This is a genomic window from Rhodanobacter sp. OR87, from assembly GCF_000473345.1.
GTDB classification, from domain to species: Bacteria; Pseudomonadota; Gammaproteobacteria; order Xanthomonadales; family Rhodanobacteraceae; genus Rhodanobacter; species Rhodanobacter denitrificans.
In genome coordinates, this window is sequence record NZ_AXBJ01000028.1 from 38,536 (window position 1) to 51,432 (window position 12,897).

Here is a 12,897-nt window from a genome sequence, read left to right on the forward strand (position 1 = left end):
ACAATCGCTTGACCTGCAATGGATGGAACGCCATGACTGAGATCCTGATCGGCCGCAACGACAGCACCAGCGTCAGCCTCGACCCGCACTACGGCAACCGCCACGGCATGATCGCCGGCGCCACCGGCACCGGCAAATCCGTTTCGCTGATGGTGCTGGCCGAAGGTTTCTCGCGGCTGGGCGTGCCGTGCTTCCTGGCCGACGCCAAGGGCGACCTGGCGGGCTTGGCGATGGCTGCCGGCGAGCCGGGCGACAAGCTCAAGGCGCGGCTGGACAAGCTCAAGCTCGCCGACTGGAAGGCGCAGGCGAACCCAGTGGTGTTCTGGGACATCTACGGCAAGCTCGGCCACCCGGTGCGCGCGACCGTCAGCGAGATGGGACCGACCCTGCTCGGCCGCGTGCTGGAACTGAACGACACCCAGGAAGGCGTGCTGGAGGTGGTGTTCAAGGCCGCCGACGAGCAGGGCCTGCTGCTGCTCGACCTGGCCGACCTGCGCGCCCTGCTCACCTATGCCGCCGACAACGCCAAGACGCTCTCGGCGAAGTACGGGCTGATCAGCACCACCAGCATCGCGGCGATCCAGCGCGCGCTGCTGAAGCTGGAGAGCGACGGCGCCGACCAGTTCTTCGGTGAGCCGGCGCTGGAGCTGGCCGACCTGATGCGCCAGGACATGAGCGGCCGCGGCATCATCAACGTGCTCGCCGCCGACCAGCTGATCCTCAAGCCGCGGCTGTACTCCACCTTCCTGCTGTGGCTCTTGTCCGAGCTGTTCGAGCAGTTGCCCGAAGTGGGCGACCTCGACCAGCCGAAGATGGTGTTCTTCTTCGACGAAGCACACCTGCTGTTCGACGACGCCTCGCCGGCGCTGCTGCAGCGCGTGGAACAGGTGGTGCGGCTGATCCGCTCCAAGGGCGTGGGCGTGTACTTCTGTTCGCAAAACCCCGACGACGTGCCCGGCGTGATCCTGGGCCAGCTCGGCAACCGCATCCAGCATGCGCTGCGCGCGTTCACGCCGCGCGACCAGAAGGCGGTCAAGGCGGCGGCGGAGACCTTCGTCGCCAACCCGAAGCTCGACGTCAGCGAGGCGATCACCAGGCTTGCCGTCGGCGAGGCGCTGGCCTCCACCCTGGGCAACGGCGGCGTGCCCTCGCCGGTGGAGCAGGTGCTGGTGACGGCGCCATGCTGCCGCATCGGCGCGATCAGCGAGGCCGAGCGCGCCACCATCCGCCAGCGCTCGCCGGTGGGCGGCAAGTACGACAACCCGCTCAACCGCGAGTCGGCCGCCGAGATGCTGGCCAAACGCGCCGACGACAAGGCGAGCGCCGACGCCGCGGCGACCGGCGCGCCGGGCAAGGCCGAGGAAGCAGGTTGGGGCGGCGCCGTACACGACGCGTTGTTCGGCACCAAGCGGCGCCAGGGCATGATCGAGACGATGGGCAAGCAGATGGTACGCACGGCGGGCAGCCAGCTCGGCCGGCAGATCCTGCGCGGCGTGCTGGGCGGCATCTTCGGCGGCAAGCGCTGAGGCGCCGCCTATGCCGCGCGTTGAAGTGGTTCCCGCCGATACGCCGTTCGGCGAGCGCCTCGCGGCCGGCTTCGGCTACCCGTTGCGCGGCGCCGCACTGCCCACCTGCGTGGTGCTGGCGCTGATCCACTACGTCGGCCTGCTGCCTTCCTGGACCGGCGCGCTGGCCGGTGCGCTGGTCTGGGCTGCCACCTGGCGCTACGCCGCCGACTGCCTGCTGCACACCGCCAACGGCTATGCCGACCCGCCGGATGTCGGCTTCGACGGCAACAGCACGAGCGGCTGGGGCCTCACCGCGATCCACCTGCTGGTGGTCGCGCTGTGCGTGGTCGCCATCGTGTTCTTCCCGCACCTGCTGTGGCCGGTATTGATCCTGTCCGCCCTGGTGTTGCCGGCGATCGACATGTCGCTGGCATTCGACGGCAACCTGGCACTGGCGATCAACCCGTTGAACTGGGTCCGTGTCATCGGCGGTTTCGGGATCGCCTACCTGATTCCCGTAGCGATCAACCTGCTGCTCGGCCTGCTGATCGTACTGGCCTCGGTCACCACCGCACTGCTGCCGCGACTGCTGGCGCTGCCGTTGTTCGCCTTCGCCTACACCTACCTGATCGTGCTGGCCTTCCACCTGATGGGGGCGATGATCCACCAGCGCCACGAGCGTTTCGGCCTCGAACCGGAGGCCGAGAAACTCGTCGCCGCTTCCCACCAGGACGCCGACGACCGCCTGCTCGACGAGGCGCGCCGGCTCGCCGCCGACGACCCGCTGGCGGCGCTGCGCCAACTGGCCGCCCGCCTGCAGGAGCGCACTGCGCCGGCGTCGGTGCACCAGCTCTACCGCGAGCTGCTGCGGCGGCAAGGCCTGCGCGAGGACTTGCTGGTGCACGGGCAGATCTGGATCGCCGCGCTGATCGCCCAGAAGGAATCGCGCCGCGCACTCGGCGTGCTGCAGGAATGCACCGGCATCGACGCCGCGTTCGTGCCGGACGACCCGCGCACCTGCGGCGAGCTGGCCGAACTGGCCGCCCGGCTGGGCATGAACCGGCTCGCCATCCAGCTGTGCCGCGGCTATCTCGCGCACTGGCCGCGCGATCCGCACGCCCCGCACTACGGCCTGCTGGCCGCACGCCAGCTCGCCGCCCACGCCGACCAGCGCGCCGAGGCGGCGGCGCTGCTGGAACGGCTCGCCGCCGCCTGGCCGGATCATCCGTTGCGCAGCGAGATCGACGCGCAACGGCGCCAGCTGGCCAGCCCGGCATGAGCCGCTGGCGCCCGCCCTCGCCCGGCTCCACCGCGATCGTCACCCGCACGGGTTTCGAGCGGCTGAAGGCCGAGCTCGACCAGCTGTGGCACGTGCTGCGCCCGGAAGTGGTGAAGGCGCTCGCCGCGGCCGCCGCCGAGGGCGACCGTTCGGAAAACGCCGAATACACCTACCGCAAGAAGCAGCTCGGCGAGATCGACCGCCGCGCGCGCTACCTCAGCAAGCGCATCCCCGCGCTGAAGGTGGCCGAAGGCGCACCGGGCGATCGCCAGGCGGTGTTCTTCGGCGCCTGCATCGAACTGGAAAACGTCGCCACCGGCGAGCTCCACCGCTACCGCATCGTCGGCCCGGACGAGACCGACGCCAGGCGCGGCTGGATCAGTATCGACTCGCCGCTGGCGCGGGCAGTATTGAAGAAGCGCGTCGACGACGAATTCAGCGCCGAGCTGCCGGGCGGGGTCGCCCGGTTCGCCGTGCTGGCGGTGGATTACGAATAGGCCTTGCCCCTGGCGGGGCCGACCGGCACCTAGCGCGGCTGCAGCTGCCGCACGGCACGGCGGTGGTCGGCCTCGATCTGCGCCAGACGGGCCTGTCGGGCCTGCGGGGTGACCCACTGGCCGTGCTCGGCCTGCTGTCGCAGCAGCGTGTACTGCATGTCCACGAACGGCTCCAGCACGCGGTTGTCCTCCGGTGCGAAGCCACCCAGGTCGGGAATGCGGGCCAGGTTCGCGCGCTCGCGCACGCCGGCTTCGCCAGCGGCCTTGCCGTAGCCGAGCAGGAATGCGGTCAATTTCTGCCGCAGCGACCGGGGTATGCCGTCGCGGACCACCAGCACCCCGGAAGGAATCAGCGGCGAGTGCCAGATCACCCGCAGCTGCCCTGCCTCGCCCGGGAAATTGCGCCGGAACAGGTCCATGTCCGGATTGTTGCTGCTGGCCACGTCCACTTCGCGATTGACCACCGCGAGCAGATTGCTTTGGTGATCGCCTACCCGCACGCTGCCGAAGAAGGTGTCCGAGTTGAGGCCGCGCGGCGCGAACACGTAGGCCTCCGGCGCGACATAGCCGGTCACCGACAGGTGTTCGCTGCGCGCGTAGCGCCAGCCGCTGCCCGGCGTGGAGAGCAGCTCGTCGAGGTTGCGGATCGGGCTGTCGGCGCGCACCACCAGCGTGGCGACGTTGCCCTTGGCGCCGTCGCTGCGCACGAACTGGGCGAATACCTGCATGTGCTGGCGCGTCACCGCCTCGACCGCCAGCTTGCCGGAGAGGAAGGCGATGTCCACCCGCTGTGCGCCGATCGCATCGGACAGGCTGGCGTAGCTGCCCACCGATACGGTGGTCACCGGAAGTTGCAGCCGCTTGCGCAGGTCGTCCAGCAGCGGTCGCCACTGTTCCAGCGATTCGGCGGCGCTGCCGATCGGCAGGATGCCGAAGCGGATCGATGGCGGCTGGCCGGCGCCATGCTCCGCTGCCACCGCGCTGCCGGCACACGTCCACGCGATCGACAAGCCCGCGACGATCGTCGCCAGGCAGCGATGGCGGTACCCCTGGCGCGATCGAAGCCCTGCGATGTTCACCGTCCGTCCCCCTTCACCCACGCCGATGCCACGTATATAGACGTGATCGCCGGTCGGAGCAAGGTGCGGGCCGTCTGCTCAGGGGATCGGCGATGCCGGCGGGTACGCGCGCCCGGCGCGCCGCAGCTGATAGCAGGCGGCATTGCGGTGGAAGGCTTCGTCGGCATTGTCCGGATGCCAGCCCGGAATACCCGACAGCGGCAGCGGCCGCAGCTCCAGCGGGTCGAGCAGCAGGCGCCCTGAACCGATCGCCGTGGCACACGGCGCAGGCAGGCCGGCATCGCTGTCCGACTGGAACACCAGCGCCTTGCCCACCAACAGGCGCCCCGGACTCAAGGCCAGCTCCAGCAGCGCATGACCGAACAGCTCCAGCCGGATCGTGCCGTCCAGCCAGGCCTGCCGCCGGCGCCAGAACAGCCCATGCCAGTCGTGCGCATCCCACAGCGCCAGCAGTGCGGGGTCGCGCACGGCAACGACCACGCCAGCCTCGTCGAAGTGGGTCAGCGCGTACTGCGCGCGCGAGCGCTGCTTCGGCCCCATGCGGGCGATCTCGCCCACCTGCCGCGCATTGAGCGCACGCTTGATCGCGGGACGGCGCAGCCAGACCAGCGCGTTGAACAGGTCGTGCCAGTTGCGCTCGCGGGTGGCGATGGCGCCGCGCTCGGCGACGCGCTGCTCGTAATGCAGGCCGTCGGCGAGCAGTTCGTGCGTCTGCGCCACGAAGCGCTCGGGCATGCCCGCCGGACGGCAGGCGTTGAGCGCGTCGATCGCCGGCCAGTCGCGGCCCTCGATCAGTCCGGCATGCTCGCGCCACGCCGCCAGCGGCAGCCGCCCGAACACCGCCGGATCGACCGCGTCGCGTGCCGGCGCGACGTAGCGCATGGACGCCTACACCACCTTGAGCCGCGGATGCGCCAGGCGCGCGTGCAGGTCGTGTTCGCTGGCCGCCTCGACCACCACGTCGACGAACTGGCCCGGCTTGAGCGACTGGCCGTCGGCGATCAGCACGCTGCCGTCGATCTCGGGCGCATCGGCAGCCGAACGGGCCACCGCGCCGTCGGCGTTCGCCTCGTCCACCAGCACCCTGAGCGTGCGGCCGATCTTGCGCTGCAGCTTGGCGGCGGAGATGTCCGCCTGCACCGCCATGAACTGTTCGAGACGGTCTTCCTTCAGCTCCTCGGAAACGGCGCCGGGCAGCTCGTTGGCCTTGGCGCCATCCACCGGCGAGTAGGCGAACGCGCCCACGCGGTCCAGTTCGGCCTCGCGCAGGAAGTCCAGCAGTTCCTCGAACTCGGCCTCGGTCTCGCCGGGGAAGCCGACAATGAAAGTGCTGCGGATGGTGAGCTCGGGCACCAGCTTGCGCCAGTTGTGGATGCGCTCCAGCGTCTTGTCGATGTTGCCGGGGCGCTTCATCAATTTCAGGATGCGCGGGCTGGCGTGCTGGAACGGGATGTCGAGGTAGGGCAGGATTTCCCCCGCCGCCATCAGCGGCATCAGCTCGTCCACGTGCGGGTACGGGTAGACGTAGTGCAGCCGCGTCCACGCGCCGAGTTCCGACAGGCCTTCGCACAGCTCGGTCATGCGCGTGCGGTACGCCTTGCCGCGCCAATCTCGCTCGGCGTACTTGAGGTCCACGCCGTAGGCGCTGGTGTCCTGCGAGATCACCAGCAGTTCCTTGACGCCGCCCTTGACCAGCTTCTCCGCCTCAATGAGCACCTCGTCGACCGGACGCGAGACCAGGTTGCCGCGCATCGAGGGGATGATGCAGAAGCTGCAGCGGTGGTTGCAGCCTTCGGAAATCTTGAGGTACGCGTAGTGCTTCGGCGTCAGCTTCACACCGGTGTCCGGCACGATGTCGAGGAACTTGTCGTGCGTGGGCGGCAGCGCCTCGTGCACCGCGCTCATCACGCTGGCGTAATCCTGCGGGCCGCTGATCGACAGCACGTCGGGGTACGCCTCGCGGATCAGCGCCTCGCGCTTGCCCAGGCAGCCGGTGACGATCACCTTGCCGTTCTCGTTGAGCGCGGTGCCGATCGAGTCCAGCGACTCCTGCACCGCCGCGTCGATGAAGCCGCAGGTGTTCACCACTACCGCGTCGGCCTCACCGTAGCTGGGCACGATCTGGTAGCCCTCGACCTTGAGCTGGGTGAGGATGCGCTCGGAATCGACCAGCGCCTTGGGGCAGCCGAGGCTGACGAAGCCGATCTTGTGGGCGGTCTGGGACATGCGGGGCGTCACCGGGAACATGCGGAGTAACCGGGAATTATACGGCAGTGCGGCGCGGCCACCGGCGCGGCTAGACTTCACGCGATCCCCGCCAAGGAGCCAGCCATGGGCCAGCACATCAACATCCCCACCACCCGCACCCAGTGCATCGGCGGCTACCTCGCCCAGCCGCAGGGCAAGCCGAAAGGCGGCATCGTGGTGATCCAGGAAATCTTCGGCGTCACTGCGCACGTCCGCCGCGTCGCCGACGGCTTCGCCGCGCACGGCTACACCGCGATCGCACCGGCGTTCTTCGATCATCTGGAAAGCGGCGTGGAGCTGGACTACGACCAGGTCGGCGCGAACAAGGGCAAGCAGCTGATCGCGGAACTGGGGCTGGAGCGGGCGCTGGAGGACGTCGCCAGCGCCGCCGAGTCGATCGCCTCGGCCGGAAAAATCGGCACCGTCGGCTACTGCTGGGGCGGCACAGTGGCCCTGCTCGCCGCGTTGCGCCTGGGCCTGCCGTCGGTGAGCTACTACGGCGCGCGCAACCTGCCGTTCCTGCACGAGACGCCGCGGGCGCCGGTGATGTTCCACTTCGGCGAGAAGGACCGCAGCATCACGCCAGAAATGGTGGACAGGCACCGCGAGGCGCTGCCGCAGATGGAAGTCTTCACCTACCCGGCCGACCACGCCTTCAACCGCGACGGCAGCACGCCCTACCACGAGGCCAGCGCGAAACTGGCGCTCGAGCGCACGCTGGCGTTCTTCGAAAAACACCTGGCCGGCGCATGAGCGGGGCCGGCTTCGCCCTCGATCCCCGGCTGGCGGCGGATACCCGCGCGGTCGCCTCGCTGCCGCTGTGCGAGCTGTTGCTGATGGACGACGCGCGCTGGCCGTGGCTTATCCTGGTGCCGCGCCGCGCCGGCCTGGTCGAGATCGCCGACCTGCACGGCGACGAACAGGCCGTGCTGTGGCAGGAAGCGAACCGCGCCGCCGCCGCGCTGCGCGCCGTGACGCCCTGCGACAAGCTCAACCTGGGCGCGCTCGGCAACATCGTGCGCCAGTTGCACGTGCACGTGATCGCGCGGGTCGAAGGCGACCCGGCGTGGCCGGGGCCGGTGTGGGGGCATGGCGTCCGCGTGGCCCGCGACGACGAAGGCGCCGCTGTGCTGATCGCGGCGCTGCGGCACGCGCTGACCGCTTGAGTGGCGAAAACGGCCAATGAAAAGCCCGCGGCGCTGGCCGCGGGCTTGCGAAGAACAACCGTCGCAGATCAGTGCTGCTGCGAGGGATCGTAGCTGCTGCCGGCAGCGGACTTGCCCTTCATCTCGTCGTTCATCTGCACCGGCGCGTGGTAGTCCTCCAGCCGGCGTGCCTTGGTATCCACCGGGTTGATCTTCTTCAGCGTGCCGCCGTCGTCGTAGTACACGGTGAAGCCGTAATCGAGCTGCATGCGCGCCATGTATTCGAGGTGCTGCTTGCGCACCTTCGAGTCGTCGCTGCGCTCCAGCAGCACGGTCTTCGGCAGCTTGCCCTGCTCTTTCAGGTAGGCGAAATGGCTACCGACATCCAGCGCCGACAGCACCGCGCCATCCAGCAGGAATTGGCCGCCCTTGTAGGCGTTGATGACGGTGTCGAACTGGCCCTGGGCCTGGGCGGCACTGACCTCATCCTTGGTGCTGCCGCGATGGCAGCCGGCCAGCACCAGCAGGCTGCCCAGCATGGCGGCCGCGGCGGCACGGGCAAGCAGGGGCGAAAAACGGATCATCGGTGTCTCCTGGAAAACGTGTCGGTTCATCGGCGGAGTGTAGCGCCCGGCCGCGATCGTGGGCAGCGCCGGACGCCGCCCGTTCAGGGTGGCGATCAGGTGCGCGGCAAGGTCACGCCCTGCTGGCCCTGGTACTTGCCGCCGCGATCCTTGTAGCTGGTCTCGCATTCCTCGTCGGATTCGAGGAACAGCATCTGCGCCACGCCTTCGTTGGCGTAGATCTTGGCGGGCAGCGGGGTGGTGTTGGAGAACTCCAGCGTCACGTGGCCCTCCCACTCCGGCTCCAGCGGCGTCACGTTGACGATGATGCCGCAGCGCGCGTAGGTGCTCTTGCCGAGGCAGACGGTGAGCACCTTGCGCGGTATGCGGAAGTACTCGACCGTGCGCGCCAGCGCGAACGAGTTCGGCGGGATGATGCACACGTCCGCCTCGACATCGACGAAGCTCGACGGATCGAACGCCTTCGGATCCACGATGGTGGAGTTGATATTGGTGAAGATCTTGAACTCGCGCGCGCAGCGCACGTCGTAGCCGTAGCTGGAAGTGCCGTAGGAGATCAGCTTGTTGCCGTCGCGCAGCTTGACCTGGCCCGGCTCGAACGGCTCGATCATGCCGTGGCTCTCGGCCATGCGGCGGATCCACTTGTCGGATTTGATGCTCACGCGGTCTCCGGTCGGTAGCGGCAGCACCCGGTCAGGCCGGGCGTAAAGCGGCAAAAATACATGGTCGGGGTGCCGCCGCGCCAGCCGAACGGGTCGCCGTCGCTCGTACGGACCCGCTGGCGGGCGATGCTTTTGTTGCGGACTCCGGAAGAGCATCGCCCGCCAGCAAGCTCCTACGGGTGGGGTGGAAGGTCGGTCAGGATGTCCAGCGCCACGCGCAATTCCGCGCAACGCTCCACGCTGGCCAGTACCTGCGCCGCACTGCAGCCGGCGCCCGGCAGCGCCACCGGCACCGGCTGCGCGGCCAGCAGGTCGGCCGACATGGTGCGCAGGATTTCCGCCAGCGCCTGCTGCGCATGGTACGAACCGCGCGCGGCCGTGTTCAGCAGCAGCACCGGCTTGCCCGGAAACTCCAGGCTGCCGACCAGCCAGTCCAGCAGGTTCTTGAACGCGCCGGGCACACCGTGGGCGTATTCGGGGCAGGCGATCAACAAGGCATCGGCGCGACCCACCGCTTCGCGCAGCGACCGCACCGGCGCGGGCACGACAGCGGCTTCGTCGTCCGGATTGAACAGCGGCAGGCGGCCGAGCCCGTCGTACAGCACCAGCTCCAGCGTTGCCGGCACCAGTTGCCGCGCGGCCTCCAGCGCCGCCCGGTTCGACGACACCCGGCGCAGGCTGCCGCACAGGCACAGCACGCGCTGCACCGCCGCCGTCATGCGGCCGGCACGCCCTGCACCACGATCTTGCCCAGGCCCAGCGACTTGTTGCGCGGCTGCCGCGACAGCCGGCCGGCCACATTGCGGGCGATCTCGCGGTAACGCATGGCGAGCTCGGAATCGGGGATCGCCGCCACCGTGGGATTGCCGCCGTCGGCCTGCTCGCGGATGCGGATGTCCAGCGGCAGCGAGCCGAGATAGGCCGCGCCGTATTGCGTCGCCATGCGCTCGCCGCCGCCTTCGCCGAAGATGTTTTCCTCGTGGCCGCAGTTGGAGCAGACGTGGGTGGCCATGTTCTCCACCACGCCGAGCACCGGCACCTCGACCTTCTCGAACATCTTCAGCGCCTTGCGCGCATCCAGTAGGGCGATGTCCTGCGGCGTGGTGACGATCACCGCGCCGGCCACCGGCACCTTCTGCGACAGCGTGAGCTGGATGTCGCCGGTGCCCGGCGGCAGATCCACGATCAGGTAGTCGAGCTGCTCCCAGCGCGTGTCGGTGAGCAGCTGCATCATCGCCTGGGTGACCATCGGGCCGCGCCAGATCATAGGCGTGTCTTCCTCCACCAGGAAGCCGATCGACATCACCGGCATGCCGTGCGCCTGCATCGGGATGATGCTCTTGCCGTCCGGCGAGGCCGGCTTGCCGTGTACGCCGAGCATGGTCGGCTGGCTCGGACCGTAGATGTCCGCGTCCATCACGCCGACCTTCGCGCCTTCGGCCTGCAACGCCAGCGCCAGGTTCGCCGCCACCGTGGACTTGCCCACGCCGCCCTTGCCGGACGCCACCACGATGATGTTCTTCACGTTCGGCAACGGCCCCAGCGTGCCCTGCACCTTGTGCACGTGGATGCGGCTGGTGATCGAAACCGTGGCCGAGTCGATCGCCGGATCGGCTTCCAGCGCCTGGCGCACGCGCGCCGCGAGGCTGTCGATGGCGCCGGCGGCCGGATAGCCCAGTTGCAGGTCCACCGAGACCTGCGCGCCGTCCACGCCGACGGCGCGCAGCGCCTCGGCCAGCGGTGCGCCGGTATGGGTGTCGATGAGTCCGCCAAGGATCTGGCGGACCAGGGCTTCGTTGGCCTGGGTCATGGTTCGGTATCGGGGCGTTTGCGGGAACCGCCATTATGCCAGCGCGCCGCCGCGGCCCCGCTGATCCAGGTCAGCGCCGGACTTGGCGCAATGCAGCTTGACGGCTTCGCGCCAGCCCGCCAGCCTCGCGCCATACGCTTTCGTACGGGAGGAGCACCCATGAAGCAAGCAGTTCGTCTCACCTTCGCCCTCGGCCTGCTGCTGGCCGCCGGCGCGGCGCTGGCCGCCAACAACACGCCAGTCGGCACCTGGAAGACCATCGACGACAAGACTCACCAGCCGAAGTCTATCGTCGAAATTACCGAACACAACGGCGAGTACCGAGCCAGGATCGTCGAGTTGCTGAACCGCACGCCGGAAGACGTGGCCCGCGACGGCGAGCACCCGCTGTGTACCCAGTGCGAGGGTGAACGCAAGAACCAGCCGATCGTGGGCATGACCTTCATGTGGGGCGTCAGCCAGGACGGCGACGAGTGGAGCGGCGGCAAGATCCTCGATCCGAAGGACGGCAAGATCTACAAGGTGAAGCTCACGATGATGGACGATGGGCAGAAGCTCAATGTGCGTGGCTATATCGGCTTCTCCTGGGTCGGCAGAACTCAAATATGGGAACGGCAACCCTAACTGTCACTCTTCGATAATCTCCAAGCGCGCTCCGGCGCGCGTTTTTTGTGTACAACTCAAAACATTGCGACGGCAGTCAAAAACCTTTCCCCATCTTGCACTTCGGGATAAGATTGATGGCTCGAAAATACGAGCACTCAGACACGTCAGGCACTGCTCGAAGGTAGAAAATTGATGCGCTATCCGTTCACGTCGCCGAAGGAAATAATATGAAGGCATCTATTCTGATATTCTCCCTTTGCCTACTTTGCAGTTGCTCAAAACAATTAGTCACTCCAACCGCAGCAAACCTTTCTAATAATGAAGCGTCGTTTATTGAGTACTTGGCATCAACAGTCATTGACTCTGTAGATGGCGCACCGGTTTCTACTGGCTTAAAGCTCGGCCAGTCTGAGCCAGAAAATGTATTGAAACTGTCACCTGGGAAGCACGTCCTAATGATCAATTATTGGGACCAGACAGGACGCATTCGCGGAGATGTCACACTCGAAGTTATTCTACAACCAGGCAAACGATACTGGCTCGCCCCTACCAGCGCCACCCGAACAATGAAAGAAGGAGATCAAGTTAGCTTCACAATCAAGCCCATGTACTCGAACACCCCATCCACCGCCGATGGCACAAGAGCTGACCGCAACTCACCCGTTGGCACCTGGAAGTCCGTCGACGATGAAACCGGCAAGCTTGTGTCGATCATGCAGATCATCGAGAACAATGGAGAACTGCAGGCAAAAATGCTGAAGGTACTGCAGTCAGACGACGGTCCGCATCCGATTTGCAGCAAATGCAGTGGTCCACGCATGAATCAGCTAGTCGAAGGCATGACAATCATGTGGGGAGTTCGCCAAGATCATGATCTGTGGGACGGCGGCAGCATCATCGATCCACACAATGGCAAAGCCTACAAAGTGAAGCTATGGACCATCGAAGACGGCACCAAACTGATGGTCCACGGTTACACGGGCTTCTCCCTAAATGGCCGGACCCAGATGTGGTTGCGTCAAAATTGATAGAATTTCACCGTCACCAGCGACGAGATCTTGGACGGCCGCAGCCAAGTATGGGAGCGGCAGGAATAACACCGCTTCAAGCGCTTTCCTCGCGTCACACCAAACCCCATGCCGGCGCACCGCATGGTTTTTTTTTGGTTCTTCGCGGGTAAGCGGGAAAGATCGTGTTGACAGACGAAGGGTTGGGTGAAGGCGGCGGATGGCGGATAAGCTGAAAGCTCTCACACCCACAGCGGCTCAACCGCCGCCGCCTTCATGCATGATGCTATTGACGCTGCCCAATTTTGGATAGGGTTTCGTTTGATCGAGACTCAATCCTCGTCGGAGACCGACCTGCTACTTCGGCTGGAAGCGGACCCTCACGTGGACCCGCGCTGTGGTCGTTGCCAGATGCCCTGCGGGCTGATCCACGACCGAAGTACCCGTCGGGTGCGGGAGCGCAACCTGTTTGA

At 67.0% G+C, this 12,897-nt stretch carries 14 protein-coding genes; 7 read left to right on the forward strand and 7 right to left on the reverse strand.

Going from position 1 to position 12,897, the window contains the following annotated elements; genetic code table 11:
- Nucleotides 1-32 precede the first annotated feature (32 nt).
- The 3 genes from RHOOR87_RS0116665 to greB are packed head-to-tail and all read left to right on the forward strand — an operon-like array spanning nucleotide 33 to nucleotide 3,284.
- Entirely contained in the window at nucleotides 33-1,526 is a 1,494-nt protein-coding gene (locus RHOOR87_RS0116665) for a helicase HerA-like domain-containing protein (protein WP_015447315.1), read from the forward strand.
- 10 nt (nucleotides 1,527-1,536) lie between these two features.
- Complete coding sequence (locus tag RHOOR87_RS0116670) at nucleotides 1,537-2,787, forward strand: hypothetical protein (protein WP_027485667.1); 1,251 nt, start codon at nucleotides 1,537-1,539, stop codon at nucleotides 2,785-2,787.
- Nucleotides 2,784-3,284 (forward strand): transcription elongation factor GreB, encoded by a 501-nt coding sequence (gene greB / locus RHOOR87_RS0116675; RefSeq protein WP_027485668.1) that lies wholly within the window; start codon nucleotides 2,784-2,786, stop codon nucleotides 3,282-3,284. The genes RHOOR87_RS0116670 and greB overlap by 4 nt, the downstream gene beginning before the upstream one ends.
- 29 nt (nucleotides 3,285-3,313) lie before the next feature.
- Here the strand turns inward: greB and phnD are convergent, their stop codons facing one another.
- The 3 genes from phnD to rimO form a co-directional block, all read right to left on the reverse strand.
- Nucleotides 3,314-4,363, reverse strand: coding sequence for a phosphate/phosphite/phosphonate ABC transporter substrate-binding protein (gene phnD / locus RHOOR87_RS0116680; protein ID WP_027485669.1), 1,050 nt, complete (start codon nucleotides 4,361-4,363; stop codon nucleotides 3,314-3,316).
- A 78-nt stretch (nucleotides 4,364-4,441) separates the two neighbouring features.
- The gene (locus tag RHOOR87_RS0116685; protein WP_027485670.1) at nucleotides 4,442-5,245 is read right to left on the reverse strand and encodes a DUF3025 domain-containing protein; all 804 of its coding nucleotides are present in this window, start codon (nucleotides 5,243-5,245) and stop codon (nucleotides 4,442-4,444) included.
- A gap of 6 nt (nucleotides 5,246-5,251) precedes the next feature.
- A complete protein-coding gene (gene rimO / locus RHOOR87_RS0116690) occupies nucleotides 5,252-6,589 on the reverse strand; it encodes a 30S ribosomal protein S12 methylthiotransferase RimO (RefSeq protein WP_027485671.1) in 1,338 nt (445 codons plus the stop codon).
- Between the two features lie 105 nt (nucleotides 6,590-6,694).
- On the opposite strand from rimO, the gene RHOOR87_RS0116695 reads away from it, so the two are divergent.
- Entirely contained in the window at nucleotides 6,695-7,363 is a 669-nt protein-coding gene (locus tag RHOOR87_RS0116695; protein ID WP_027485672.1) for a dienelactone hydrolase family protein, read from the forward strand.
- Nucleotides 7,360-7,776, forward strand: coding sequence for an HIT family protein (locus RHOOR87_RS0116700; protein ID WP_027485673.1), 417 nt, complete (start codon nucleotides 7,360-7,362; stop codon nucleotides 7,774-7,776). Before RHOOR87_RS0116695 ends, RHOOR87_RS0116700 begins: the two co-directional genes overlap by 4 nt.
- A 68-nt stretch (nucleotides 7,777-7,844) precedes the next feature.
- On the opposite strand, the gene RHOOR87_RS0116705 is transcribed toward RHOOR87_RS0116700, so the two are convergent.
- The 4 genes from RHOOR87_RS0116705 to apbC all read right to left on the reverse strand — a co-directional run bounded on the left by RHOOR87_RS0116705 (nucleotide 7,845) and on the right by apbC (nucleotide 10,811).
- Complete coding sequence (locus tag RHOOR87_RS0116705) at nucleotides 7,845-8,339, reverse strand: hypothetical protein (protein ID WP_007512925.1); 495 nt, start codon at nucleotides 8,337-8,339, stop codon at nucleotides 7,845-7,847.
- Between the two features lie 95 nt (nucleotides 8,340-8,434).
- Nucleotides 8,435-9,001 carry a dCTP deaminase gene (gene dcd, locus RHOOR87_RS0116710; RefSeq protein ID WP_007512923.1) on the reverse strand — a complete coding sequence of 189 codons (567 nt, stop codon included), beginning with the start codon at nucleotides 8,999-9,001 and terminating at the stop codon, nucleotides 8,435-8,437.
- Between the two features lie 173 nt (nucleotides 9,002-9,174).
- Nucleotides 9,175-9,720: an NADPH-dependent FMN reductase gene (locus tag RHOOR87_RS0116715; RefSeq protein WP_027485674.1), complete on the reverse strand. Its 546-nt coding sequence runs from the start codon at nucleotides 9,718-9,720 to the stop codon at nucleotides 9,175-9,177.
- Nucleotides 9,717-10,811 (reverse strand): iron-sulfur cluster carrier protein ApbC, encoded by a 1,095-nt coding sequence (apbC, locus tag RHOOR87_RS0116720; RefSeq protein ID WP_027485675.1) that lies wholly within the window; start codon nucleotides 10,809-10,811, stop codon nucleotides 9,717-9,719. Before apbC ends, RHOOR87_RS0116715 begins: the two co-directional genes overlap by 4 nt.
- A gap of 159 nt (nucleotides 10,812-10,970) precedes the next feature.
- Here apbC and RHOOR87_RS0116725 point away from each other — a divergent pair, with 159 nt between their 5' ends.
- Both RHOOR87_RS0116725 and RHOOR87_RS20855 read left to right on the forward strand, forming a co-directional pair.
- The gene (locus RHOOR87_RS0116725) at nucleotides 10,971-11,435 is read left to right on the forward strand and encodes a DUF2147 domain-containing protein (RefSeq protein WP_007512920.1); all 465 of its coding nucleotides are present in this window, start codon (nucleotides 10,971-10,973) and stop codon (nucleotides 11,433-11,435) included.
- Nucleotides 11,436-11,644: 209 nt separating this feature from the next.
- Nucleotides 11,645-12,445 (forward strand): DUF2147 domain-containing protein, encoded by an 801-nt coding sequence (locus tag RHOOR87_RS20855; protein WP_231381825.1) that lies wholly within the window; start codon nucleotides 11,645-11,647, stop codon nucleotides 12,443-12,445.
- The last annotated feature ends 452 nt before the right edge of the window (nucleotides 12,446-12,897 follow it).